Source organism: Promicromonospora kroppenstedtii DSM 19349 (assembly GCF_000515355.1).
Lineage (GTDB): Bacteria > Actinomycetota > Actinomycetes > Actinomycetales > Cellulomonadaceae > Promicromonospora > Promicromonospora kroppenstedtii.
Genome location: NZ_KI911619.1, coordinates 32,046 through 54,305, shown reverse-complemented (window position 1 = coordinate 54,305; position 22,260 = coordinate 32,046). Strand labels below are relative to the sequence as shown.

Sequence of the window (22,260 nt, the reverse complement as noted above, 5' to 3'; positions counted from 1 at the left end):
GGGCCATGGCCGGCAGGCCGGCGGCGGCCCCCGCCGAGGCCACCAGGCCCACCGCCAGCGTCACGGCGACCCCGCGCCCTGTTCCGCTTCGAGGTGGCCGTGGCCGCCCCGGGCCTCGCTGCCGGGATTTCCCGGGTACGGATGTGGCAGGCCCGTCGTCGTACTGGGACGGCTTCGCGCGGTCTCGCATCGGTGACCTTCCTCCGGCTGAGAGCTTCACCTCGGGGCGCAGCCGTCGTGCGGGTCGACCAGCCCCCGAGGTCGGTCCGACCAGTCTCGGCGCCGGGCCGACGCGGCCCCAGTGACGAGCCGTCACCGCCGGCCGGGAGGATCGGCGCTCCGGCGGGTGACATGTGTCATGCCACCCGCCGGTGCCACCGGGTCCTTCGGGGGCCGCGAACCGATCGTGGGACGTACCGGTCCCGGCGGAGGCACTTACCTGGCGCGACAGGTCCGGAGGTAGCTGAGGAACGACGCCTGCAGGCCGGTCACGTGCGTCTCGCGCAGGACCGCGCTGGTGACCGCTCCGTCGCGTGAGGTGAGACGGTGCAGCAGGGTGGCCGTGTTCTTCGTGAGGCTCTGGTACACGGCCAGGTCGCCGAGAAGCTCTCGGTCGTTGAGGGTCACGTGCAGCCTGGCGTCGGGCCGGCTGTCACCCATCTCGTGGAGCTGGGCGAAGATCTGGCTGTCCTCGCCGGCGATGCCGGGACTGCCCGCGCCGATGGTCTCGAAGAGCGTGCTGCCGCTGAGCCAGGTGTACAGACTGAAGAGTCCGCCGTAGGAGTAGCCGAAGAGCCCATGACCGCTCTCGGCCGTGCCGTAGTCGCGTTCGATCCGCGGGTGCAGCTCTGCGGTCAGGAAGCTCAGGAAGGCATCGGCGTGGGTGTCGCGCAGCTCGGCGAGGTAGGCGTCGGACTCCTCCCGCGTCCGCGCTCCCGTTCGGATCCCCAGCTCCACGGCGTCGAGGAGCTCCTTGGCGATCGGCTCGCCGGGCGGCACGAGGTCCCTGTTGCGCAGCCGGTCCCAGTGCTGTGCCTCCTCGCCCGCGTAACCGACGCTGACCTGGATGTAGGGAAGGATCTGCTGCATGGGGTCCAGCTGGGTGACGATGAGCGGAGCCGTCATGCCCACGGCCCAGTTGCCGTCGAGCACGTAGACGGCAGGTGCCTGCGTCGTCGCGGGATCGTAGCCCGGTGGCGTGGTGACCCAGATTCCGTAGTCGTGCCCACCGCGGGACCGCACCTCGAAGTAGTCGGTGTCGGCTAGGCAGCCCTGCCACATGGTCGTCATCGAAGGTCCTTCGCATCTCGGCGGCCTGGAGCATGAGGACGGCTTCGGCAGGCTGCGACCATGTGGGACGCAGCACGACGCCCTCTTTTCCAATGGATAAACTGTGGGAGTGATCTTGTCAGGCGCAGACCCCGAAGGCAACGCACGCACGCGTCTCCTGGTCCGGCTTCTCGACGCCTTCGGCGAGGACCTTCCCTCACCGGAGGTGTCGCTCCGCGAGATCGCCGCACGGGCCGAGACCAGCCACGCCCTTCTGCGGTACCACTTCGGGTCGCTCCCGGGCGTCCTGGCCGCCATGCTCGGGGCGCAGCGGTCCCGGGACAACGAGGCTCTTCTCGAGGGCGCCCGGCGGGGCACCTTCGACGAGCTCGTCCACGCGATCTGGCGGGCCTACACCCGTCCGGAGCAGCTCTCGCGTGTCCGCGGGTTCTTCCACGTCGCGGGACTGGCGGCGTACCGCCCGGATGACTTTCGTGAGTTCATCGACTCGCTCGAGGACCTGACCGAGATGATGGCCTCGCTCGCCGAACGCGAAGGACTGGACCCTCAGGAGGCGGTGGCGGTCGCCACCGTCACCACTGCCGCGATCCGTGGTCTGCTCCTGCAGGAGGTCCTCGCTCCGGCAGCCCGTACGAAGGACCCGGTCGCCCTGATCCTGCGCATGAGCAAGGGCCCGTCCGTTCCGCGGACCTGCCCGGAGCCCTGAGGGGTCCGGGCTTGGTCAGAGTCCGTCCAGGTCCGCTTCCGCCCCATGGACCCGAATGAGTTCACGCAGGTCAGGCCCCAGGGAACTGCGGCCCGGCTTCGCGAGCTGTCAGCCGCCCCCGACCGTCGCGAGGTGTCCGAAGCGATCATGCACGTGATGCCGCGTACGCGGCTCCGACCACCCCTGCACGATTCCTGAGGACTGCCGGCACGATCGGTGTCCGGAGGTCCAGCAGCGGGAGAAAGTGGGGCGCCTGCTCCGAGATCGCCCCGCCGACCACGAAGAGGTCCGGCGAGAACAGCTTCTCGACGTGCGAGTAGTAACGCTGCAGCCGGGCCGCCCATTGCGCCCAGGACAGGTTCTCCACGTTCTTCTGCCGTGCCGACGCGCGTGTCTCGGCGTCGTACGAGTCGATCTCCAGGTGCCCCAGCTCGACGTTGGGCACAAGTCTGCCGTCCACCACCACACCGGAGCCGATCCCCGTCCCCAGGGTCGTGACGATCACCGTCCCGGACACGCCCTTGGCGGCACCGAAGCGCACCTCCCCGAGGGCCGCGGCGTCGGCGTCGTTCACGGCCACCACGGGCCGACCGAGGCGGGCTTCGACAAGGGTAGGTACGTCGACGCCGGCCCACCCCTGGTCGAGGTTGGCCATGAAGGGGACGACGCCGTGCACCACGGGGGCGGGGACGGACAGGCCCACGGGCGTCGCCCTGGTCACTCCGTGCAGGTCGAGCAGCCGGCCGACGGCCGCGATGACGGCGTCCGGCGTGGACGGCACCGGGGTCGTGACGTGCGACAGCTTGTGCTGCACCTCGCCCGATCCGAGGTCGACCCGACCTGCCTTGATCGCCGAGCCGCCGATGTCGATCCCGAATGCCAGGTCAGGCATGATGTCGTCCTCTCCGCTGTTCACCGTCCGAGCCGTGGCACGGTTCCGGTGCTGATCCCCCGGCCGGGCGACGCCTGCGACGTCGCTCCACCCGAGCCGCTCAGCTCTTGCCCACTTGTGGTGACCTCAACGCATCCGTGTCGAACTTGATGCCCGGAGCGTCCCGCCGGCGCGCTACGCCCGTTCCATCGCGACGACGTCGGGGTGGTGCAGGTCGAACGCCGGCGACTCCGAGCGGATGCGCGGGAGCGACGCGAAGTTGTGCCGCGGCGGCGGGCAGGACGTGGCCCACTCCAGGGAACGGCCATACCCCCACGGGTCGTCGACCATGACCTTCGGTGCCCTGCGGGCAGTCACGTACACGTTCCAGAAGAACGGCAGCATCGAGACCGCGAGGATGAACGCGCCGGTCGTGGAGACCTGGTTCTGCCAGGTAAAGCCTTCGTCGGGCATGTAGTCCGCGTACCTGCGCGGCATTCCTGCCGCGCCCAGCCAGTGCTGGACGAGAAACGTGGTGTGGAAGCCGACGAACAGCACCCAGAAGTGGATCTTGCCCCAGCGTTCGGACAGCATGCGGCCGGTCATCTTGGGCCACCAGAAGTAGAACCCGGCGAACATCGCGAACACCACGGTGCCGAACAGGACGTAGTGGAAGTGGGCCACGACGAAGTAGGAGTCGGAGAGCTGGAAGTCCAGAGCCGGGCTGGCGAGGATCACGCCCGTGAGCCCGCCGAAGAGGAACGTGACGAGGAACCCGATGGCGAAGAGCATCGGCGTCTCGAACGTGAGTTTCCCTCGCCAGAGCGTGCCGATCCAGTTGAAGAACTTCACACCCGTCGGCACCGCGATGAGCATGGTGGTGAAGGCGAAGAACGGGAGGACGACGGCGCCCGTGACGTACATGTGGTGGGCCCAAACCGTCATCGAGAGGGCGCCGATGGCAATGGTCGCGTAGACCAGGCCCGTGTAGCCGAACAGTGGCTTACGGCTGAACACCGGCAGCACCTCGGACACGATCCCGAAGAACGGGACAGCCATGATGTACACCTCGGGGTGACCGAAGAACCAGAACAGGTGCTGCCACAGGATGGCGCCACCGTTCTCCGGGTTGAAGATCTGCGCTCCGAGCCGGCGGTCGGCGCCCAGTGCGAAGAGGGCGGCAGCCAGCGGCGGGAACGCCATGATGATCAGCAGACTGGTGATCAACGTGTTCCAGGTGAAGATCGGCATCCGGAACATGGTCATGCCGGGGGCGCGCATGGTGATGATCGTGGTGATGAAGTTGACCGCCCCGAGGATCGTGCCGAACCCACCGAGCGCCAGGCCGAAGACCCAGAGATCGCCGCCGAGACCTGGACTGTAGGTCGTGGTCGAGAGCGGGGTATAGGCGAACCACCCGAACGACGCGGCGCCCTGTGGTGTGAGGAACCCTGCCCCCGCGATGATCCCGCCGAACAGGAACAGCCAGAAGGAGAACATGTTCAGCCGCGGGAACGCGACGTCGGGCGCGCCGATCTGGAGCGGCATGATCACATTGGCGAACCCCGCGAACAGCGGTGTGGCGAACAACAGCGCCATGATCGTGCCGTGCATCGTGAAGAGCTGGTTGTACTGCTCCTTGCTCTGCACGATCTGGATGCCCGGCTCGAACAGCTCGGCACGCATGGTCAGCGCCATCAGGCCGCCGACGCAGAACCAGAGGAACGACGTGATCAGGTAGAGGTACCCGATCGTCTTGTGGTCGGTGGAGGTGATCCACTTGATGATCGTCCGGCCGAGCGCCTGTCGCTCTGGGGCCAGGCCGGGCACGACATCTTGGTGGTGCACTGTGATGCTCTCGGTCATCTGTACTCAGCCTCCCGGGCCGTCTGGTTCGTGGTGCGGTCTCCGGAGGGCGGCTGCTCCGGTGGGCCGGTGCCCGTCGAGATCGGCACTCGCTCGAGCTCAGCCGGTCGCGGGTGTTCAGAGGCGCCAGTCGTCGTTGTCGAGGACGACGTGGATCGCCGCCTCCTCCGCGGAAGCACCTGCACCGTCGATCCCGACGTCGGTGGCCCGCAGGTCGGAGGACAGGTCGGCGTCGTCCTGCTCGGCCCAGACCAGACGGCCGGCCCTCAGGGTGCCGACCTGGTCGTCGATGAGCTCGCCGTCCGTGTCAGACGTGTCCCCCAGGCCATCGCCCACGTAACGGTCCGACTGTTCGGGAACTTCTCGGGCGAGCCGCATCGCCAGTGGCTCGTGCTCACCGATCTCCTGGGGCGTAAATCCCCACCCGTAGGCCAGCGGCTTGTCGAGCGGGGAGTACCCGGCTCCGTCGTCGTCCTCGCCGAGCTCTTCGTCGTCCAGGCTCTCGTCGGCCGGCAACAGACCGAACACGTCCTGCTCGGTGCCGTAGTCGTCGAGCTCACGATTCATGCCGCCTACCTCCTGGTGTCATAGGGCCCTCCATCAGCACCGTCCTGGTTCGTCGCAGGCTCGGCATGCTGTGAACCGCGGTGGTCCCGCCCTGTCGCTACATCGTTCGTGGACGCCTGGCCCCAGGTTCTTTCGTGTGGACGGGTACACCGCAGGCCGGCCGCGAAAGATGCCCCCGGTGCGGGCCACCAACGGTGTGCTACTCCGTCCGATGACGAAAGGACACTGCATGACCGTCACCAGGGGTTTCCGGGGACGGCATGATCGGCGTGCCGTCGATCTTCCGCCGGGGCAACACCTCACCACCGGGTTTCCGGTCCTGAGCACAGGACCGGCCCACAACGAACCGACAAGCTCTTGGGCCTTCTCCATCGCCTCCGACGCGGGTGTCACCCGCACCTGGAGCTGGGCGCAGATGATGCGGCTGCCCACGGAGAGGATCACCGCGGACATCCATTGCGTGACTCGCTGGTCCAAGCTGGGCACGACGTGGACGGGCATCAGCCTTGATGTGCTGTTCGAGGACGTAGACGTCCGGTACCCCTACGCCCTGGTGCGTTCCTACGGCGGGTACACGACCAACCTGCCGATGGCGGACCTGACAGGCGGCAAGGCGTGGATCGCCTACGAGTTCGACGGCCGTCCGTTGACCCCCGAGCACGGCGGACCGGCGCGTCTTCTTGTCCCCCACCTCTACTTCTGGAAGTCGGCGAAATGGGTCAGCGGACTCTCGTTTACGACCACCGACCAACCAGGATTCTGGGAACGCCACGGCTACCACAACTATGGCGATCCCTGGCGCGAACAGAGGCACACCGATGACTGAACCGGCCCACGTGAAAGCTGCGCAGGCCACGTGGCATACCGGGATCCTGATCTCCACGCGACGCCAGTCACGCCACGCGCGAACCCTGACGTTCCGCGTGCCGGGCTGGACACCACACCTTCCCGGCCAGAACGTCGAGATCCGGCTCACCGCGCCGGGCGGCTATTCCGCACGGCGGCTGTACGCCCTCGCCGAGCCGTACTCCCCCGACCGCGTAGCGATCACCGTCGATCTCCTTCCACACGGAGAGGTGTCCTCCTACCTGGTTCACACGATGCGGCTAGGTGACGAGCTCGACGTCCGCGGACCGCTCGACGCCGGCTTCTCCTGGGATCCCGAACACCATCGCTCCACCCGCCGGCCGCTGTTGTTGCTCGGCGCCGGCACGGGAGTCGTGCCGCTGATGAGCATCCTCCGTGCGCGCGACCGGACGAGCGACCGTCTGCAGGCTCTCCTGGTGTACTGGGCCCGCGACGCGGCGTCACGCCTCTATCGGACAGATCTGGATGCCCCGGGTACGGACGTCGAGGTTCGCATGCGATACGACAGCCCCGTCCGGGCAACGCCGGGCTCCACGGTGCGGCTGATCGACCCCGACGATCTACGTGAACCAGCAGCGTGGCAGGGGCGGGCAGACCCCATCGCGTACGTGAGCGGGCCGGACCGCTTCGTGGACGAGATCTCCGCCATGCTGCTCGATCGCGGCTATGGCGACGAACGTGTCAACCTTCAGCGCTTCGGCCTATGAAGCTGCGCGGTCCGAGGTGGCGAAGCTCTCGATGTGCGCCAGGGCGACGTCGATCGCGATAGCCATGGGCTCCACGTCACGGGCCGTCTGCGCCAGGAGGTAACCGCCCTGGAGCGAGGCGAGGAAACCGACGGCCAGGCGGGAGGTGTCGGCCGACTCGTCCAGGGCGCCGGCCCGCTGCATGCGCTCGAGAGCCTCACTGATCAAGCGCTGCCAGGCCTGGAACAGCTGGTCCAACATGCCTCGGGCGACGACGTCATGATCGGAGACCTCGCCGGCCAGTGCCCCGAGCGCGCACCCGTACATGCCGTGTCGCAGCGCGTTGGCCTTGACCAGGGAGTCCCGCCAGCGTCGCAGCCCGGCCAGGGTCGAGACCTTGCCCAGCATGTTGGTCTCCCGCGCGATGACGAACTCCCCCACATGTGTCACCACGGCCCGGACCAGGGCGTTCTTGTCCTCGAAATGCCGGTACAGCTGGGACTTGCTCACGCCGCTGGCGACCATGACATCGTCCAGGGTCGTTCCGCCGACTCCCTGCACGCGCATCAAGTCGGCGGCTGCGGCGACGATTCGGGTCCTCGTCTTCTTCCCCCGTGCCGTCAGCCGGACCGGACTCTGATCCGAGTTCTCGTTCACGGCTTCATCGTACCGACGGCGCTACCGAGGCGGTCGGTCGCCGGGGCCGCTCGATCTGTGCGGTGAGAGCACAGGGGCCAGGGCGATCTCGAGCGCTGCCTCCAGCGACCGGGGATCGTCAGCCAGCCAGCTGAGCGTGGCTCCCCCGTGCAGGGCCGCCAGGACCGCGGTAGCCACGTCCTCCATCCTGGCGATCGCGACGGGGGCGGCGGACGACCTGCCCGGCCAGTCCGGCTGACTCGACGTGATCCGTTCGAGCGTGCTGGTGATCAGTGACTGCCAGTCCAGGTGAAACTCGTTCCGCCGGCATGCCTCATGGTCGCGACGAAGGGCCCGTGCATACGGGGACCGACGATCCATGACTTCGCGGATCACACGAGACCGCCATCCGGTGAGGTCCTCAGCGCGACAGACTTCGGCCAGCCAGTGCTTCTCCGCCTCCAAGACTTCCCGAAACGGATCTGCGGTCTCCTTCTTGTCGGCCCCTACGGTGCCCGTCGCCCGCCCAGAATGAGGGCCCGTACGTCCGCTTGTCACCGCGCGCTCGTCTCCTCGTCCGTCCGTTCGTCGGCCGGCAGCCGCCGACAACCCCCGCCAGCCTAACTGGACGCAATAGTCCTGTTAAATCGCAGGGCAGCCGCAGTCGCGCGCCGATTGTCATGGCGGGCCGAGGGTGGGGCTACTGGGACAGATATCCGTCAGAGACCAGCTCGGCACGCAGCTTCTTGCGAGCATCGAACAGGACCTTGTACAGGGCGTTCCTGCTGGAGCCGAGCTCTTCGGCCAGCACATCCATGGGCACCTTGTTGATGACCGTCGCCATGAACACGGTCCGCTGTCTCTCCGTGAGGCAACGCTTGATCGCTGCCGAGATCGCGTCGACGAACTCTGCCGCCTCGATCTCCTGACCGGGCGGCACCTCGAACCGGGACGCCGTGCGAGACCAGTCCTCATGGTCGTACGGGACGTCATGGTGTCGCCAAAAATGCCGGTTCACCTTCGTCGCGACGTCGAAGATGACGAACTTGCACGCCCACGTCGTGAACCTGGACTCACCGCGGAAGGTGTCCAGGCGCCGGCGGATCGCCATCAGCGCATCCGCCGCCGCCTGATGAGCGATGTCGTCCAGCTCCGGCCCGTACACCCGTAGGGACGAGGCGCGACGAACCACTTCGCGCCTGGCGACGCGATGGAGCAACGAGTAGAGCTCCTCGCAGGCTGCCTCGCACTCAGGCCCCGTCGCACCGAGACCCAGCACCCACCTCTGGTTGTCCTGAGCGATCTGGAGATCCATCGCGTCCCACCCTTCTGGCCGCGCAGGAGGTGAGAGACCAGCGCCAGCCATGCCCGTGCACGCCTCGAACCGAGGTCGTCGCCACACCGTAAACCGGACCCTAGGGTCCAGACAAGGGGGTTTGTTGTTGACTACACGGAACTATCTGGACGATGGAGTCCACTGCTGTCCAAGACGCCCCGCTTGTCCCGTTCTCGTGCGTGCGGGACGCGCAGGCGGTCTCGTCGGCACCGGGCGCTGGTCGATCCGCAGGGGTGGCGGAGCGCTCGTCGCCAGCCCAGTCGTTACCGGTAGAGACCGTCGAACTGGTTGCCGCCGCGGACCTCGGTGAAGCTGATCCCGATGCGGACGTCCTGCCGCACGATCCAGCGCACGACGTACTCGGCGCGATAGTCCGGCGGCCAGAACGACGAGAACGTGCCGTCAGCGAGAACCTCCCACGTGCCTTGAGTGTGCGTGCCACGCTCGACGTATGTGGTTCGGTTCCCCTCCGTGCTGAACGTCTGGCTCGCCCCGTCGGCATACACAAGAGGTGCTTTGGTGAGCGCGGCCGCCATCTCCTGCGCCGCGATGATCGCCCCGTCCCGGGGAGCCTGGTGCTCGGTGGGTGCCATGGAGTTGCCCTTCGTCTGGTGATGGGTGTTGTCCGACGGGTCGACGGCGGGTCAGCGCCGTGGCCTTTTTCGGTCGCCGCGCGCAGCCGCGAGCCGCTCCTCGACGACGGCGAGCGCAACCTGCCACGACTTCTGGAACTGCCGCACACCGTCTGCGAGCAGGCGTGGCATGACATCGCCGTAGACCTGCTCAAGCGCTCGCTGTGCCTCCACCTCCTCGTGCCTGGAACCGGGCGGGCCGTCGGTGGGGACCTGCGCCGGTGCCGTCGCGGTCGCCGTCAGAGTCTCTGGCGGCATCGTGGCGATCGTGCCGGGCAGGGCCAGCTCCCTGACATAGGTGGACGGATCGAGAGTGGGGTCTTTGACCCCGGTCGAGGCCCAGAGCAACCGCTGCGGGTTGGCGCCGGCCGCGAGCAGCTCGGCCCACGTGGCTGTCCTCATCGCCTCGGAGAACGCACGATGGGCGCTGCGCGCGTTCGCGATCCCCGGCAGCATCGAACCTGCAGCTGGCGGAACCTGGTGGGGCGCGCCCGCCGCGGCCAGGGCAGCGTCGACGCGCGAGACGAACAGGGACGCCACCGAGCGGATCTCCGTGATCTCGATTCCGGCCGCGCGTGCTCGCTGGAGCCCGTGCGCGTAGGCGTCCAGGACCTCGCGGTAGCGGTCGACCGAGAAGATCAATGTTGCGTTGATGTGGTGCCCCTCGGCGGTCGCGTCGGCGATGGCTGACACGCCGGCCGAGGTTGCCGGGATCTTGACCATCAGGTTTGGCCGGTCCACGAGCCAGGCCAGCGCGCGAACGTCCGCCAGAGTCGCCCGGGCATCGTCGGCCAGGCGTGGGTCGACCTCCAGCGAGACCCATCCGTCCTGACCGTGCGAGTGCTTGTGCACCGCGGTCAGGACATCGCAGGCGTACCGCGCGTCCTCGGCCGCCAGCAGACGCGCGGCCTCCTCCGGACCGATGTCTCGGGAAGCCAGGTCGTGAAAGCTGGCGTCGTACGCGGACGTATCACCGGCGAGCGACTTGGCGAACAGCGAGGGGTTGGTGGTCACGCCGGACACACCCAGCTCGTCGACCAGCGTCCGCAACGTTCCCGAACGCAGTTCCTCGCGAGTGACACCGTCCAGCCAAGGCGATACGCCAAGGTCTCGTAGGTGGCGGAGCAGGTTTTCGGGCATCGGTCCTCCATCAAGTTCCGTCCCACGGGCGGTTGCACGGCGATCCCGGTCCAGAGACCGGCCGGCCGTGCTCGCCGTTAGTCGCGAGATTGCCGTTGTGTCTTACCCCGGCCTGTGCGCGTTCGACACAGCGCGACGAGTTCGAAACGGGAGGTAAGACCAACGAGGCAGGTGTCGACTCATCTCGTGAAGGAACGAGCGCAGCGGGGTGCATGCCCTCGACATGCGTCGTCATCACGTTGCTGCGCTGGCTGTCAGTGTCAACGCGACGAATGAACCACTCGGGTGAGTAGAGGAGACGAATGCTCAACAGCCCAAGCGATTCTGGTCGCGAGCCCTGGGAGAGGCTGGACGCGCTGCTCAGGACCGACCCCGACGACCCCGGTTGCAGCGTCAGCAGGCTCGATATCGATGTCTATGCCGAGCTCAGCATCAAGGGTGGTGACCCAGTCACTCGCTTTCCAGGTGTCGCAGCACACCTGCGTTCCTGCGCGGAGTGTCACGACGATCTCGAAGGACTGATCGCCGCACTCTCGCGCACCGACTGACCCTGCAGGGCCACCGACCAGCACCCAGCTCAGATTGGAGTCAGCATGCCGTTCGCAACCCGCGGATTCTCCGGGCGCAGAGGCCAGGCGGACACCCGCGTACCACCCGGACAGACCATGGTCGAGAAATGGCCCGTGCTCAGCGCGGGGCCTACGCCCCAGGTCGAGACCAGGGACTGGGAGCTCACGGTCCAGGACGAGACCGGAACCGACCACAGGTGGAGCTGGGACGAGCTCCACGCGCTCGGGGTCGAGGACATCACGGTGGACATCCACTGCGTGACCCACTGGTCCAAGCTCGGCATGGCCTGGCGCGGCGTCAGCCTCGACAAGATCCTCGCGAACGTCCGCTCCGAGCACCGGTACGTGATGGCGCACTCCTACGGCGGCTACACCACGAACCTGCCGCTGGAGGACCTGCTGGACGGCAAGGCCTGGATCGCCACCGAGGCCGAGGGCGAGCCGCTCGACCCCGAGCACGGCGGCCCGGCCCGGCTGCTCGTGCCGCACCTGTACTTCTGGAAGAGCGCCAAGTGGGTACGCGGCCTGACGATGATGCCCGACAACGACCCGGGCTTCTGGGAGCAGTACGGCTACCACCTCTACGGCGACCCGTGGAAGGAACAGCGGTACCGGTGAACACGCCCCCTTCGACGGCCCAGCCCGTCCAGCACCGCATGCGCAGCACCTGGCACTCGGCCACGATCGTCGAGACCCGAGCCGAGACACCCCACTCGGTCCGGATGACGCTGGCGGTGCCGACCTGGCCCGGCAGCGAGCCCGGCTCCCATCTCGACGTGCGGCTGACCGCACCCGACGGGTACCAGGCCAGCCGCTCCTACTCGGTCGCCTCCTCGTCGCCGTGGGGCCACGTCGTCCTCGCGATCGACGAGCTGCCCGACGGCGAGGTGTCACCGTTCCTGGTCAACGAGGCACGTCCCGGTGACACGCTGGAGGTGCACGGTCCGCTCGGGTCCTACTTCGTGTGGCGTCCCGGTCAGAACGACCGGCCGGTCCAGCTCATCGCCGGCGGCTCCGGCGTCGTCCCGCTCTACGCCATGGCCGTGGCGCACGACCTTGCCGAGGACACCACGCCCTTCCAGCTGCTCTACTCGGTCCGCACGCCCGCCGACGCCTTCTTCGCCGCCGAGCTCACGGAGCTGGCCGGACCGTCCTTCCAGGTCACCCACGTCTACACACGGCAGGCGCCGACAGGCTGGCCCGGCACCGTGGGACGCCTCACGCGGGACACCCTTGCCGCGAGCACCATCCCGCCGTCGGAACGGCCCCGCGTGTACGTCTGCGGGTCGACCGGTTTCGCGGAGACCGTCGCCACCTGGCTGCTGGACCTCGGCCACTCCACCACGGACATCCTCACCGAACGATTCGGAGGACTCTGATGCCGAACCACCTGGACGGGAACGCCCTCGCCGGCGTGCTGTCGGACGTGTTCACCATGGACGTCACCGCGGCACGGGGCCGGTGCGGCAGCTGCGGGCGAACAGCGCCTGTCGCCGAGGCCATGGTCTACCCCGACGCCCCCGGCCTCGTCGCACGCTGCGCGTCCTGTGACCACGTGCTGGTCGTCGTGGTCACCGCAGGTGAACGCCTCGTTCTCAGCCTCGCGGGACTGGACGCGATCGACCTCCGCGTCTGACGCGTGTCGCCACATCCGCTGTAGCCACGGCTGCGGCACAGCTATCGCAAAGGAGCACACCCATGTCCGACAACGACTTCCTCGCCCAGGCGGCGGTACGCAGCGCTGAGACCGCCGCCGACCGGCACCGGCTCGAATCCATGATCGGCCGGGCCCCTCGGTCGACCGCACCGGGCGAGGACACGGCCGGCCCCAGCGACGCCTCTATCCTCAACTTCGCGCTGAACCTCGAGTACCTCGAGGCCGAGTTCTACCTGCGTGCTACGGGAAGCGCACTACCGGACGAACTCACCACCGGCGTCGGCGCCCGAGGCGAGGTCTCGGGAGGCAAGCCCGTCCCGTTCAAGAACCCCGTCGTCCGACGGTTTGCCGAAGAGATCGCCTCCGACGAGCGCCAGCACGTCACCTTCCTCCGTGGCGCGCTGGGTAGCGCCGCCGTGGCCAGGCCCACCATCTCGCTCGACCACAGCTTCACGCAGGCAGCCCGTGCCGCCGGGTTGATCGGCGAGGGCGAGGCCTTCGACGCCTACGCCAACGAGGTGAACTTCTTGTTCGCCGCCTACCTCTTCGAGGACGTCGGCGTGACCGCGTTCAAGGGCGCCGCACCGTTGATCGAGAACAAGACCTACCTTGACGCGGCTGTCGGCCTGTTGGCCACCGAGGCCTACCACGCCGGCATCGTCCGGCTGGCGCTGTACAACCAGGGCGTCATCGACGACACAGTCTTCACCGCCGCGCAGAAGATCTCCGACGTGCGCAACGCCGTCGACCACGTCGGCGACGACGACCAGAGCATCGGCACCGCCGACCGCCTCAACCTCGTCCCGACCGACGAGAACGGTGGTGCCTTCGGACGCTCACCCGGGCACATCCTGAACATCGTCTACCTCACCCCGGAACGTGCCGGCAGCGGCGGCTTCTACCCGGACGGACTCAACGGCGATCTCACCGAGAGCGACGACAGCTGACGGCGGAGCTCGTGGGGTGGCACCGACAGAACGGGGTCTGACACGTCCCCCACGAGCACGTACGTCACGTCCGACCGAGCTATCTCGTCTCCCTCGCGACCATCGACCACGAGGAAACGAAGGAGCACTCAGATGAAAGCCGTCACCGTACGCGACCGCGAGGCTGGACTCGCGGGGATGACGCTCGAGGAACTGCCCTACCCACATGCTGTCGAGAACGACGTCGTCGTTCAGGTGCACGCCGCCGGGTTCACGCGCGGCGAGCTGGAGTGGCCCGCTACGTGGACGGATCGCGCCGGTCGCGACCGCACGCCGAGCGTGCCAGGTCACGAGCTGTCCGGCGTGGTGGTCGGCCTGGGGTTCGGTACGACCGGCCTCAGCGTCGGCCAGCGGGTGTTCGGCATGGCCGACTGGGCGCGTGACGGCTCGCTGGCCGAATATGTGGCGGTCGAAGCCAGGAATCTGGCGCCCCTGCCGGCGGATCTGGACCACGCGATCGGCGCGGCTCTGCCGATTTCGGGGCTGACCGCGTGGCAGGGGTTGTTCGACCACGGTCGGCTCACGACGGGCCAGACGGTTCTGATCCACGGTGTGACGGGCGCCGTCGGGTCCCTGGCGGCGCAGCTCGCCCGAGAGGCCGGAGCGCGGGTGATCGGCACCGGCCGATCGAGCAGCCGGGATGCCGCGACCTCCCTCGGGGTCGACGCCTTCGTCGACCTCGAGAACGAGGAGCTTGAGGACACCGGACCGGTCGACCTTGTGTTCGACGTCATCGGTGGTGAGGTCCTCGACCGATCCGCCGCGCTCGTGAGTCCTGGGGGAACGCTCGTCTCGGTCGCCGCCCCGCCGAAGGTGCTGCCCACGAACGGGCGGGCGATCTTCTTCGTCGTCGAGCCCGACCGGGCCCGGCTGGCCGATCTCGCGCAACGAGTTCGCGAGGGCCGCATCGCTCCGGCCGTCGGCCGCGTCCTACCACTGTCGGACGCCACCGCTGCGTTCCAGCCCACCTCGCCCGCCCGCGGCAGGACGATCATCCGCGTGGCCGAGTAACAGCACGGGCCGGTCGGGCCCTCCGTCCGGATGACTCGACCGGCCCCGACGCGGAGCGTCGCTGCGGCGAACCTCGAGCGGTCAACCGCGTACGCGGACGACCATCTTTCCGCGGACAGGTTCTGTCGAGTTGAAGGCGGCGACAGCGTCCTGGAGGCTCACGGTCCGCCCGATGTTCGCCCGCAAGCGACCGGACTGGATTCGGCGGGCGATCTCGTTCAGCTGTGCGCGCTCGGACACGACGACGAAGTCGACGGTCCGACCGTCCGTCGGTCGCACCTGGGGGCTGCCCGCGATGCTCACCAGCGTCCCTCCTGGCCGCACCAGACCTGCGGACCGGTCACCGATCTCGCCCCCGAAGACGTCGAACACAAGATCAACCCCGCCGACGTCCTCGAGCGCCTCACTCCCCAGGTCGACGAACTCGTGCACACCGAAGTCGTGCGCCTCCTGGCGATGTGCGGCACGCCCAGTTCCGATCACGTGCGCCCCGCACTCGCGTGCGAGCTGTACCGCCATCGACCCCACCGCCCCCGCTGCACCGTGCACGAGGACGCTCTGCCCTGCGGTGAGGCGTCCGTGCTCGAACAGTCCTTGCCAGGCGGTCAGACCTGTCATCGCGACACCCGCGGCCGTCACGAAGTCGACGTCGCCCGGCAACGGCGCCAGGTTCCGCGCCTCGACCACGACGTATTCGGCAAGAGTCCCGTCCCGGGTCCAGTCGGTCAGCCCGAAGACTCGCTGTCCCACGGACAGCCCTGCGGCCCCGTAGCTCAGGGCGGTGACCACCCCGGCGACCTCGTGGCCCGGGACGGACGGCGTTCGGTCACGGCCGAGGCGGTCGACCCAGGTCGAGGGCCACTCGAGCTCGTTGCCGGTAAATCCCGAGGCGCGCACCTCGACAACCACGTCGCCGTAGTTGGCGCCTTCGAGACCGGCCAGCCTTTCGGCATCCGGGTCGGGCCGGTCCACCAGCCGCATTCCTGCTCTGCCTGCGGCGCGATCTGACACCACGATGGCCTTCATGATTCTCTCCTTCTGTCCTGCTCTACCAGGCGATCTTGCTCTCGGGCTGGCTCACCAGCGCTGACGCGACCCGTGCCCGCAGGACGGGAAGGACGTCGGTGACGAACCATGGGTTGCGGGCCTGCCAGCGAAAGTTCAGCGGCGAAGGGTGCGCCAGGGGAATCATCGTGGGCAGGTACTCGCGGAAGGCGTGGACGGTCTCGGTGAGATTCCGTTTCGCCCGGTCGGCGAGATAGTGCTGCTGGGCATAGCTCCCGATGAGGATCGTCAGCCCGATCCCGGGCATGAGGTCCAGCAGCGGACGATGCCACCGCGACGCGAAGTCCTTCCTGGGTGGCAGGTCGCCGGTGGCTCCTTTGCCCGGGTAGTAGAAGTCCATCGGCAGCAGGGCGAACAGGGCCGGATCGCGGAACTCGTCCTCGGTCACGTCCAACCACTCCAGCAGCTTCGCGCCGCTCGCGTCGTTCCACGGCACACCACTCTCCTGCGCCAAGCGGCCAGGCGCCTGGCCCACGACCGCGACCCGCGCCTCGGGGCCTGCGGTGTACAGCGGCGCGTATCCGCGCTCCTTGGCCCAAGCATTCGCCGGATCCCCGACGACCGCTGCCCGGATCTCGTCGAAGCCTCGACCGACGGGTGTGGCCGTCACCGCGGGGAGACCTTCACGACACCGGGGTGCTGCGGGTCGACGACATCCTGGTACTCGGTGTGCTTGTCGATGAAGGTGCGCACGATCGGGCACAGGACTGTGGCCTTCTTTCCCTGTGCACGAAGGTCGTCCAAGACGTGCCGGATCAGCTGGGTAGCAGCGCCCTGGTGACGGAATTGCGGGAGGATCGACACCGCGACGAGCACCACCCGACCGTCGTGGTCCCTGTAGGTCAGCCCGCCGACCTCTTGGTCGGCGACGGTCGCGTCATAGATCCCAGCGGTCTCGTCTTTTGTGATCGTCAGCTCGAGAGACTGGTCATCGTCGCCGGCCACCTCTCCCATCAAGGCTTTCTGGTCGTCGTCAGGGACCGGCGTGGCAGAGCTCGTGCCGGCGGCGGTGTGCTGCGGAGCCAGTGTGTTCGGGTCAGGGTCGGTCATGAGGTCTTCCTTTCAAAGGGTGGCCTGCGGCCAGCACGACGGGGTGCGATCGTCGATATGCACACCATCGTTAGTGGCACGCGGGTCCACCATCCATACCGATCAATCGCGCACCTGCGCGCTCCGTGGGCGCTTCACTCCCACCTGAAGCGTCCTGTCAGCCGAACCACCAACTGGACGATATCGTCCAGTTCCCGTACGGTCACGCCAGTTCGTCACGCGGCTGCTCGACACCCGGCGGACGGAAGGCCGAACAGATCCAGGAGGAGACATGAGCCATCAGGTCACGATCGACGGAACCACGATCCAGACGGGTCGCTTGCGGTTGCGACCCTGGCGGGCCGACGACGCGGTCGCGGCGCTGACCATCTACGGTGAAGCTGACGTCGCACGTTGGCTGGCACCGGCGATGGGCCGCATCGACGAACCGGGGCAGATGCGCTCGATCGTCGAACGATGGGGCGCCGAACACGAGGTCGACACAGGAAGGCCCACCGGGCGGTGGGCGATCGATGACCTGGCCGACGGCGAGCTGATCGGCTCCGGGCAGATCCTCGGTCTGCCGCCAGAGGGCGAGGACCTGGAGCTCGGGTACCAGTTCGCACCCTCTGCATGGGGTCGCGGTCTGGGTTCTGAGGCCGGACATGCCCTTGCGCACTATGCGTTCTCTCACGACGAGGAGGAGGTGTTCGCCGTCGTACGCCCTGGCAACGACCACGGGATCAGGACGGCGCGCGAGATCGGGATGGAGTGGGTCGGCGAGACGACGAAGTACTACGACCTGAAGCTTCAGGTCTTCCGGCTCCGCAGGGGCGACCTCGACGTGCCGAACCCGTGACGGGAACGAGCGTCGTCCTCACCAGGCCCGTGCTGGTGAGGACACGCCCGTTCGCGGGTATCCGACCTATACCGGGATTGCGCCGTCGCCGTGCTCGGCCGCGGTCCGGTCCGGGTAGCCGGGGTGCTTGGGGTCGATGACGTCCGCATACCGCTCGTCGCCCGCCAGGTGATCGGCGACGAACGGGCAGATGGCCGTCACCGTTCCCTGTCGGGAGCGGATCTCGTTCAGAACGGCGTCGACGAGGACGCCGCCGATTCCGTGGCCTCGCTGCGCCTGGTCGACCTCGGTGTGCAGGAGCACGTACCGATTGGGCTTGAGGTGCTTGTACGTCATCCACGCGATCGTCTCGCCGGCTCGCACGAGCTCGAACCGGTCAGCGCCGGCTTGATCGCGCAGCTCGTCCGGTGTGTGCACGTGGTCTGGATCGCTCACAGGAGCTCCTTTTCGTCGTCTCACTCGGGCCGGTCAGCCGGCGGTCCGGTCCCGCCGGGGAAGTACCCAGCCCGGGCGCGGAAAATGGCAGGTGTAGCCATGGGGGTAGGTGATCAGGTAGCCCTGGTGCTCAGGTTCGGCTTCCCAGAACGGGCCGGCGGTCTCCACCGTCGTCACCGCTCGTCCGGGCCACAGGCCCGAGGCGTCGACGTCGGCGATCGTGTCGCGTGCGGTCTTCTCCTGCTCAGGGTCGAGCGGGAAGATGGCCGACCGGTAGCTCGCGCCGACGTCGTTGCCTTGCCGATCCAAGGTCGAGGGGTCGTGGATCTGGAAGAAGAACTCCAGGATGTCCCGGTAGGACGTCGCAACCGGGTCGAAGATGATCTCGACGGCCTCGGCGTGGCCAGGATGGTTCCGGTAGGTCGCGTGGTCGTTGGTTCCACCGGAGTACCCCACGCGCGTGGCCAGTACCCCCGGCCGGCGACGGATCAGGTCTTCCATGCCCCAGAAGCACCCTCCGGCGAGCACGGCCGTCTCGGTGCCGGGTTTACGGGTGATCTCCCCGCTGTCATGCGCTCCGCTGGTCATGATGACGTGTCCTCGTCTCCGGTCGCGCGCGGTTCGAACAGCGGCACGTACTCGCCGTAACCCTGCTCCTCCAGGTCAGCGACGGGCACGAAGCGCAGTGCGGCGGAATTCATGCAGTAGCGCTCCCCTCCCTGATCGGCCGGACCGTCGCCGAACAGATGTCCCAGGTGGCTGCCGGCCCCGGTGGAGCGCACCTCGGTGCGGACCATCCCGTAGGAGCGGTCGGTCACTGCTCTGACCGTGCCTGCACTGATCGGCTTGGTAAAGCTGGGCCAGCCGGTCCCGCTGTCGTACTTGTCGGTCGAGGAGAACAGCGGTTGGCCGGAGACCACGTCGACGTAGATCCCGGGTTCGTGGTTGTCCCAGTACTCGTTCCGGAACGCTGGTTCGGTCCCGCCCTCCTGGGTGACGCGGACCTGGGTCTCGGTGAGCCGGCGTAGCGCCTCGGGCGACCTGCTGTACTGGTTCGACATGTCTTCACCTGTCCTGTGCGGTGCGATCGACCTGCGATGCCAGGTCTTTGCGGACCTCGTCCATGTCGAGGTTCTTGACCATGGCCACCACCTCCGCCAGAGCCTTGGCGGGCAGAGCACCGGCCTGGTTGAAGACCAGGAGGCCGTCACGGAAGGCCATGAGGGTCGGGATCGCGGTGATGTCAGCGGCAGCCGCGGTCCGCTGGGCTTCCTCGGTGTCCAGCTTGCCGTGGACGATGTCGGGGTTGTTCCTGGCGGACTCTTCGAAGACCGGTGCGAACTGCTTGCACGGGCCGCACCACGCCGCCCAGAAGTCAACCAGGACGATGTGGTTGTCCTTGATCGTGCTCGCGAAGGTGTCGTCGGTGAGCTCGATGGTTGTCATGGTCTCTCCCTCTCGTCGAGTGGTCGTGAGCACTCCGGTGATCGGGGTGCGGCGCACTGATGTCTGCGGCTGCCCCCTCACCGGAGCGCCACGCCCCTTGATTCGTGGGTGTCAGCGTTCCTTGCCGTCTTACCGGGGGCGCGAGACCCGATCCCCAACGGCTGACGGCCCACACGGTTCACCAGCCACGGTGGACGTCGTGGACAAGAATCCACCGCCGCCCGTAAGACGTCGGCGTCCCGCGCGGCTAACCCTGGTGAACCGAAATACGGTGAGAGACAACCACGCACGACAGGGAGGCGCCCGATGAGAGCCATCGTGGTGACGGACGAGACCGCAGGACTGGCCGGGATGACTCTGGCGGACCGCCCCGAGCCGGAGCCTGCCGGGAACGACGTCGTCGTTCGGGTGCACGCGTCCGGATTCACTCCGGGCGAGCTGACCTGGCCGGGGACCTGGACCGACCGCCTGGGCCGTGACCGCACGCCGTCCGTCCCGGGGCACGAGCTGGCCGGTGTGGTCAGCGCACTCGGCTACGGCACGAGGGGGCTGACCGTCGGACAGAGAGTGTTCGGCTTGGCGGACTGGACCCGTGACGGCACGCTCGCGGAGTACGTGGCTGTGGAGGCGCGCAACCTCGCGCCGCTGCCGGGCGACGTCGACTTCACGGTGGGCGCGAGCCTGCCGATCTCGGGGCTGACCGCGTGGCAGGGCCTGTTCGTGCACGGTCGTTTCGAGGTGGGGCAGAGCGTCCTGGTCCACGGCGCCGCCGGCGGTGTCGGGTCTGTCGTGGTGCAGCTCGCCCGTGAAGCGGGCGCCTATGTGATCGGCACCGGGCGCACCGCCGACCGGCAGGCCGCACTCGACCTCGGGGCGCACGAGTTCGTCGACCTCGGCGACGACGCGCTGGAGGACGTCGGCGAGGTCGATCTGGTCTTCGACATGATCGGCGGGGACATCCAGAAGCGATCCGCGGCCCTGGTCCGTGCCGGAGGAACGCTCGTCAGCATCGCGGGGCCGCCCGAGGCGCGACCTGCCGACGGCCTGGCCGTCGACTTCGTGGTCGAGCCGGACCGAGCGCAGCTGAGCGAGCTCGTCCAGCGAGTTCGCGACGGGCGTCTGCGCACGAACATCGGTCATGTCGCGGAGCTGGACGACGCGGTCGCCGCACTCAACCCGACCGAGCGGGTCAAGGGCAAGACGATCATCCGCGTTCGCCCGTAGCTGTCGACAAGAACCCATACCGACCCGGGGTGGGTTCACGTACTGGGTCGGCATGCGCTGACGTTTCGAACTCCGCGGTCTCTACGGCGGAACAGACCTTGGCGTGCGACCGATCGCTCGACAGGACGCCTCGCTCGTGGCGCGGAATTTGTGCAGCACCAAGCCCGTTCGGTTTCTCACCAAGCGGTGAGTCCACTACGGATCGTCCGGCACGTACCTGCCGGTGGAGGGATGTTTTCTCATGGCTACGGTCACTTTCGACCACGCGACACGCGTCTACCCGGGCACCGAGGTTCCGGCGGTCAACGAGTTCACCTTGGAGGTCGAGGACGGGGAGTTCCTCGTCCTGGTGGGGCCTTCGGGTAGTGGCAAGTCCACCGTTCTACGGATGCTCGCGGGTCTCGAGGACGTCAACGGCGGGCACATCTTCATCGGTGACCGCGACGTCACCGACGTGCAGCCCAAGGACCGCGACATCGCGATGGTCTTCCAGAACTACGCGCTCTACCCGCACATGTCGGTGGCGGACAACATGGGCTTCGCCCTGAAGATCGCGGGCACCCCGAAGGCCGAGATCCGCCAGCGGGTCGAGGAGGCCGCGAAGATCCTCGACCTCACCGAGTACCTCGACCGCAAGCCGAAGGCCCTCTCCGGCGGTCAGCGTCAGCGCGTCGCCATGGGCCGCGCCATCGTGCGTCAGCCCCAGGTGTTCCTCATGGACGAGCCGCTGTCCAACCTCGACGCCAAGCTCCGCGTCCAGACCCGCACCCAGATCGCATCGCTTCAGCGCCGCCTGGGCGTCACCACGGTCTACGTCACCCACGACCAGACCGAGGCCCTGACCATGGGAGACCGCATCGCGGTCCTCAACGCCGGCATCCTGCAGCAGGTCGGCACCCCCCGCGAGATGTACGACCGCCCGAACAACGTCTTCGTCGCCGGCTTCATCGGCTCCCCCGCCATGAACATCGGCACGTTCGACGTCAAGGAGGGCAACGTCAAGGTCGGCTCCGCCAGCGTGCCCCTGGAGCGCTCGATCGCCTCCACCATCAGCGAGGCCGACAACGGCAAGGTCACCCTGGGCTTCCGCCCCGAGGCCCTCGACGTCGTCCCGTCCGGCACCTCCGGCTCGTTCGAGGTCGAAGTCAACCTGGTCGAGGAGCTCGGCTCCGACGCCTTCGTCTACGGCTCCCTCAAGGGCGACGCCGCCGACGTCGACCTCTCCGCCGGCGACACCAACCAGGTCATCGTGCGCATCGACCCGCGCGGTGTGCCGGACAAGGGCGACGTCATCAACGTCGCCATCCAGGCCGGCCACTCGCACGTGTTCTCCGCCACCACGGGCGAGCGCCTCGGCTGAACCGAAGCCGGCCTTGCCTCGG

Annotated in this window: 27 protein-coding genes; 12 read left to right on the top strand and 15 right to left on the bottom strand. The window is 67.9% G+C overall.

Annotation, left to right across the window (positions count from 1 at the left end; all coding sequences use genetic code 11):
• Positions 1–435: 435 nt before the first annotated feature.
• Positions 436–1,290 carry an alpha/beta hydrolase gene (locus tag PROKR_RS04935; RefSeq protein ID WP_036960083.1) on the bottom strand — a complete coding sequence of 285 codons (855 nt, stop codon included), beginning with the start codon at positions 1,288–1,290 and terminating at the stop codon, positions 436–438.
• 109 nt (positions 1,291–1,399) lie between these two features.
• Here PROKR_RS04935 and PROKR_RS04930 point away from each other — a divergent pair, with 109 nt between their 5' ends.
• On the top strand, positions 1,400–1,996 hold the full coding sequence (locus PROKR_RS04930; protein ID WP_036960081.1) for a TetR/AcrR family transcriptional regulator: 597 nt from the start codon (positions 1,400–1,402) through the stop codon (positions 1,994–1,996).
• A 145-nt stretch (positions 1,997–2,141) separates the two neighbouring features.
• Here the strand turns inward: PROKR_RS04930 and ppgK are convergent, their stop codons facing one another.
• The 3 genes from ppgK to PROKR_RS04915 all read right to left on the bottom strand — a co-directional run bounded on the left by ppgK (position 2,142) and on the right by PROKR_RS04915 (position 5,300).
• Positions 2,142–2,888: a polyphosphate--glucose phosphotransferase gene (ppgK, locus tag PROKR_RS04925; RefSeq protein ID WP_036960141.1), complete on the bottom strand. Its 747-nt coding sequence runs from the start codon at positions 2,886–2,888 to the stop codon at positions 2,142–2,144.
• A 174-nt stretch (positions 2,889–3,062) separates the two neighbouring features.
• A complete protein-coding gene (gene ctaD, locus PROKR_RS04920; RefSeq protein WP_051432678.1) occupies positions 3,063–4,733 on the bottom strand; it encodes an aa3-type cytochrome oxidase subunit I in 1,671 nt (556 codons plus the stop codon).
• 117 nt (positions 4,734–4,850) lie between these two features.
• On the bottom strand, positions 4,851–5,300 hold the full coding sequence (locus PROKR_RS04915; RefSeq protein ID WP_051432677.1) for a DUF5709 domain-containing protein: 450 nt from the start codon (positions 5,298–5,300) through the stop codon (positions 4,851–4,853).
• 229 nt (positions 5,301–5,529) lie between these two features.
• Here PROKR_RS04915 and PROKR_RS04910 point away from each other — a divergent pair, with 229 nt between their 5' ends.
• Positions 5,530–6,126, top strand: a complete 597-nt coding sequence (locus PROKR_RS04910; protein ID WP_036960079.1) for a molybdopterin-dependent oxidoreductase — start codon at positions 5,530–5,532, stop codon at positions 6,124–6,126.
• Positions 6,119–6,874, top strand: coding sequence for an FAD-binding oxidoreductase (locus PROKR_RS04905; protein ID WP_169736324.1), 756 nt, complete (start codon positions 6,119–6,121; stop codon positions 6,872–6,874). Before PROKR_RS04910 ends, PROKR_RS04905 begins: the two co-directional genes overlap by 8 nt.
• Here PROKR_RS04905 and PROKR_RS04900 read toward each other — a convergent pair.
• The 4 genes from PROKR_RS04900 to tal form a co-directional block, all read right to left on the bottom strand.
• Positions 6,869–7,510 (bottom strand): TetR/AcrR family transcriptional regulator, encoded by a 642-nt coding sequence (locus PROKR_RS04900; RefSeq protein ID WP_036960077.1) that lies wholly within the window; start codon positions 7,508–7,510, stop codon positions 6,869–6,871. The two genes, PROKR_RS04905 and PROKR_RS04900, sit on opposite strands and share 6 nt — an antisense overlap.
• Before the next feature lie 679 nt (positions 7,511–8,189).
• Positions 8,190–8,804 carry a sigma-70 family RNA polymerase sigma factor gene (locus PROKR_RS04890; protein WP_036960073.1) on the bottom strand — a complete coding sequence of 205 codons (615 nt, stop codon included), beginning with the start codon at positions 8,802–8,804 and terminating at the stop codon, positions 8,190–8,192.
• A gap of 284 nt (positions 8,805–9,088) precedes the next feature.
• Complete coding sequence (locus tag PROKR_RS04885) at positions 9,089–9,418, bottom strand: hypothetical protein (RefSeq protein WP_036960071.1); 330 nt, start codon at positions 9,416–9,418, stop codon at positions 9,089–9,091.
• Positions 9,419–9,469: 51 nt separating this feature from the next.
• Positions 9,470–10,597, bottom strand: coding sequence for a transaldolase (tal, locus tag PROKR_RS04880; RefSeq protein ID WP_036960069.1), 1,128 nt, complete (start codon positions 10,595–10,597; stop codon positions 9,470–9,472).
• A gap of 302 nt (positions 10,598–10,899) precedes the next feature.
• Between tal and PROKR_RS04875 the strand changes: the two genes are divergently transcribed.
• From PROKR_RS04875 to PROKR_RS04850, 6 genes are all read left to right on the top strand, one after another.
• Complete coding sequence (locus tag PROKR_RS04875; RefSeq protein ID WP_051432675.1) at positions 10,900–11,145, top strand: hypothetical protein; 246 nt, start codon at positions 10,900–10,902, stop codon at positions 11,143–11,145.
• A 45-nt stretch (positions 11,146–11,190) separates the two neighbouring features.
• Positions 11,191–11,784, top strand: coding sequence for a sulfite oxidase-like oxidoreductase (locus tag PROKR_RS04870; protein ID WP_036960067.1), 594 nt, complete (start codon positions 11,191–11,193; stop codon positions 11,782–11,784).
• Entirely contained in the window at positions 11,781–12,545 is a 765-nt protein-coding gene (locus PROKR_RS04865; RefSeq protein WP_245605701.1) for an FAD-binding oxidoreductase, read from the top strand. The genes PROKR_RS04870 and PROKR_RS04865 overlap by 4 nt, the downstream gene beginning before the upstream one ends.
• A complete protein-coding gene (locus PROKR_RS04860) occupies positions 12,545–12,802 on the top strand; it encodes a DUF6510 family protein (RefSeq protein ID WP_036960065.1) in 258 nt (85 codons plus the stop codon). Before PROKR_RS04865 ends, PROKR_RS04860 begins: the two co-directional genes overlap by 1 nt.
• 62 nt (positions 12,803–12,864) lie before the next feature.
• Positions 12,865–13,770, top strand: a complete 906-nt coding sequence (locus PROKR_RS04855; RefSeq protein WP_036960064.1) for a ferritin-like domain-containing protein — start codon at positions 12,865–12,867, stop codon at positions 13,768–13,770.
• A 132-nt stretch (positions 13,771–13,902) separates the two neighbouring features.
• Entirely contained in the window at positions 13,903–14,820 is a 918-nt protein-coding gene (locus PROKR_RS04850; RefSeq protein WP_036960063.1) for an NADP-dependent oxidoreductase, read from the top strand.
• An 81-nt stretch (positions 14,821–14,901) separates the two neighbouring features.
• Here PROKR_RS04850 and PROKR_RS04845 read toward each other — a convergent pair whose 3' ends face one another.
• The 3 genes from PROKR_RS04845 to PROKR_RS30520 are packed head-to-tail and all read right to left on the bottom strand — an operon-like array spanning position 14,902 to position 16,935.
• Positions 14,902–15,846 (bottom strand): NADP-dependent oxidoreductase, encoded by a 945-nt coding sequence (locus PROKR_RS04845; protein WP_036960061.1) that lies wholly within the window; start codon positions 15,844–15,846, stop codon positions 14,902–14,904.
• Between the two features lie 22 nt (positions 15,847–15,868).
• Entirely contained in the window at positions 15,869–16,495 is a 627-nt protein-coding gene (locus PROKR_RS04840; RefSeq protein ID WP_036960059.1) for a uracil-DNA glycosylase family protein, read from the bottom strand.
• Positions 16,492–16,935, bottom strand: coding sequence for a GNAT family N-acetyltransferase (locus tag PROKR_RS30520; RefSeq protein WP_051432674.1), 444 nt, complete (start codon positions 16,933–16,935; stop codon positions 16,492–16,494). Before PROKR_RS30520 ends, PROKR_RS04840 begins: the two co-directional genes overlap by 4 nt.
• 271 nt (positions 16,936–17,206) lie before the next feature.
• Between PROKR_RS30520 and PROKR_RS04830 the strand changes: the two genes are divergently transcribed.
• Positions 17,207–17,773: a GNAT family N-acetyltransferase gene (locus PROKR_RS04830; protein ID WP_036960058.1), complete on the top strand. Its 567-nt coding sequence runs from the start codon at positions 17,207–17,209 to the stop codon at positions 17,771–17,773.
• 66 nt (positions 17,774–17,839) lie between these two features.
• On the opposite strand, the gene PROKR_RS30515 is transcribed toward PROKR_RS04830, so the two are convergent.
• The 4 genes from PROKR_RS30515 to trxA are packed head-to-tail and all read right to left on the bottom strand — an operon-like array spanning position 17,840 to position 19,654.
• Positions 17,840–18,208, bottom strand: a complete 369-nt coding sequence (locus PROKR_RS30515) for a GNAT family N-acetyltransferase (protein ID WP_157601887.1) — start codon at positions 18,206–18,208, stop codon at positions 17,840–17,842.
• A gap of 33 nt (positions 18,209–18,241) precedes the next feature.
• Complete coding sequence (gene msrA, locus PROKR_RS04820; RefSeq protein WP_036960056.1) at positions 18,242–18,796, bottom strand: peptide-methionine (S)-S-oxide reductase MsrA; 555 nt, start codon at positions 18,794–18,796, stop codon at positions 18,242–18,244.
• Entirely contained in the window at positions 18,793–19,269 is a 477-nt protein-coding gene (msrB, locus tag PROKR_RS04815; protein ID WP_036960054.1) for a peptide-methionine (R)-S-oxide reductase MsrB, read from the bottom strand. The genes msrA and msrB overlap by 4 nt, the downstream gene beginning before the upstream one ends.
• Positions 19,270–19,273: 4 nt before the next feature.
• Entirely contained in the window at positions 19,274–19,654 is a 381-nt protein-coding gene (gene trxA / locus PROKR_RS04810) for a thioredoxin (protein WP_036960052.1), read from the bottom strand.
• Between the two features lie 306 nt (positions 19,655–19,960).
• Here trxA and PROKR_RS04805 point away from each other — a divergent pair, with 306 nt between their 5' ends.
• Both PROKR_RS04805 and PROKR_RS04800 read left to right on the top strand, forming a co-directional pair.
• Positions 19,961–20,878, top strand: coding sequence for an NADP-dependent oxidoreductase (locus PROKR_RS04805; RefSeq protein ID WP_036960051.1), 918 nt, complete (start codon positions 19,961–19,963; stop codon positions 20,876–20,878).
• 241 nt (positions 20,879–21,119) lie between these two features.
• A complete protein-coding gene (locus tag PROKR_RS04800; RefSeq protein ID WP_036960050.1) occupies positions 21,120–22,238 on the top strand; it encodes an ABC transporter ATP-binding protein in 1,119 nt (372 codons plus the stop codon).
• Positions 22,239–22,260: the final 22 nt, after the last annotated feature.

What these genes read in the sequence shown, in the direction of transcription:
- PROKR_RS04935 (WP_036960083.1), bottom strand. Translation starts at nt 1,290, where the DNA reads ATGACGACCATGTGGCAGGGCTGCCTAGCCGACACCGACTACTTCGAG.
- ppgK (WP_036960141.1), bottom strand. Translation starts at nt 2,888, where the DNA reads ATGCCTGACCTGGCATTCGGGATCGACATCGGCGGCTCGGCGATCAAG.
- ctaD (WP_051432678.1), bottom strand. Translation starts at nt 4,733, where the DNA reads ATGACCGAGAGCATCACAGTGCACCACCAAGATGTCGTGCCCGGCCTG.
- PROKR_RS04915 (WP_051432677.1), bottom strand. Translation starts at nt 5,300, where the DNA reads ATGAATCGTGAGCTCGACGACTACGGCACCGAGCAGGACGTGTTCGGT.
- PROKR_RS04910 (WP_036960079.1), top strand. Translation starts at nt 5,530, where the DNA reads ATGACCGTCACCAGGGGTTTCCGGGGACGGCATGATCGGCGTGCCGTC.
- PROKR_RS04905 (WP_169736324.1), top strand. Translation starts at nt 6,119, where the DNA reads ATGACTGAACCGGCCCACGTGAAAGCTGCGCAGGCCACGTGGCATACC.
- PROKR_RS04890 (WP_036960073.1), bottom strand. Translation starts at nt 8,804, where the DNA reads ATGGATCTCCAGATCGCTCAGGACAACCAGAGGTGGGTGCTGGGTCTC.
- PROKR_RS04885 (WP_036960071.1), bottom strand. Translation starts at nt 9,418, where the DNA reads ATGGCACCCACCGAGCACCAGGCTCCCCGGGACGGGGCGATCATCGCG.
- tal (WP_036960069.1), bottom strand. Translation starts at nt 10,597, where the DNA reads ATGCCCGAAAACCTGCTCCGCCACCTACGAGACCTTGGCGTATCGCCT.
- PROKR_RS04875 (WP_051432675.1), top strand. Translation starts at nt 10,900, where the DNA reads ATGCTCAACAGCCCAAGCGATTCTGGTCGCGAGCCCTGGGAGAGGCTG.
- PROKR_RS04870 (WP_036960067.1), top strand. Translation starts at nt 11,191, where the DNA reads ATGCCGTTCGCAACCCGCGGATTCTCCGGGCGCAGAGGCCAGGCGGAC.
- PROKR_RS04860 (WP_036960065.1), top strand. Translation starts at nt 12,545, where the DNA reads ATGCCGAACCACCTGGACGGGAACGCCCTCGCCGGCGTGCTGTCGGAC.
- PROKR_RS04855 (WP_036960064.1), top strand. Translation starts at nt 12,865, where the DNA reads ATGTCCGACAACGACTTCCTCGCCCAGGCGGCGGTACGCAGCGCTGAG.
- PROKR_RS04850 (WP_036960063.1), top strand. Translation starts at nt 13,903, where the DNA reads ATGAAAGCCGTCACCGTACGCGACCGCGAGGCTGGACTCGCGGGGATG.
- PROKR_RS04845 (WP_036960061.1), bottom strand. Translation starts at nt 15,846, where the DNA reads ATGAAGGCCATCGTGGTGTCAGATCGCGCCGCAGGCAGAGCAGGAATG.
- PROKR_RS30520 (WP_051432674.1), bottom strand. Translation starts at nt 16,935, where the DNA reads ATGACCGACCCTGACCCGAACACACTGGCTCCGCAGCACACCGCCGCC.
- PROKR_RS04830 (WP_036960058.1), top strand. Translation starts at nt 17,207, where the DNA reads ATGAGCCATCAGGTCACGATCGACGGAACCACGATCCAGACGGGTCGC.
- msrA (WP_036960056.1), bottom strand. Translation starts at nt 18,796, where the DNA reads ATGACCAGCGGAGCGCATGACAGCGGGGAGATCACCCGTAAACCCGGC.
- msrB (WP_036960054.1), bottom strand. Translation starts at nt 19,269, where the DNA reads ATGTCGAACCAGTACAGCAGGTCGCCCGAGGCGCTACGCCGGCTCACC.
- trxA (WP_036960052.1), bottom strand. Translation starts at nt 19,654, where the DNA reads ATGACAACCATCGAGCTCACCGACGACACCTTCGCGAGCACGATCAAG.
- PROKR_RS04805 (WP_036960051.1), top strand. Translation starts at nt 19,961, where the DNA reads ATGAGAGCCATCGTGGTGACGGACGAGACCGCAGGACTGGCCGGGATG.
- PROKR_RS04800 (WP_036960050.1), top strand. Translation starts at nt 21,120, where the DNA reads ATGGCTACGGTCACTTTCGACCACGCGACACGCGTCTACCCGGGCACC.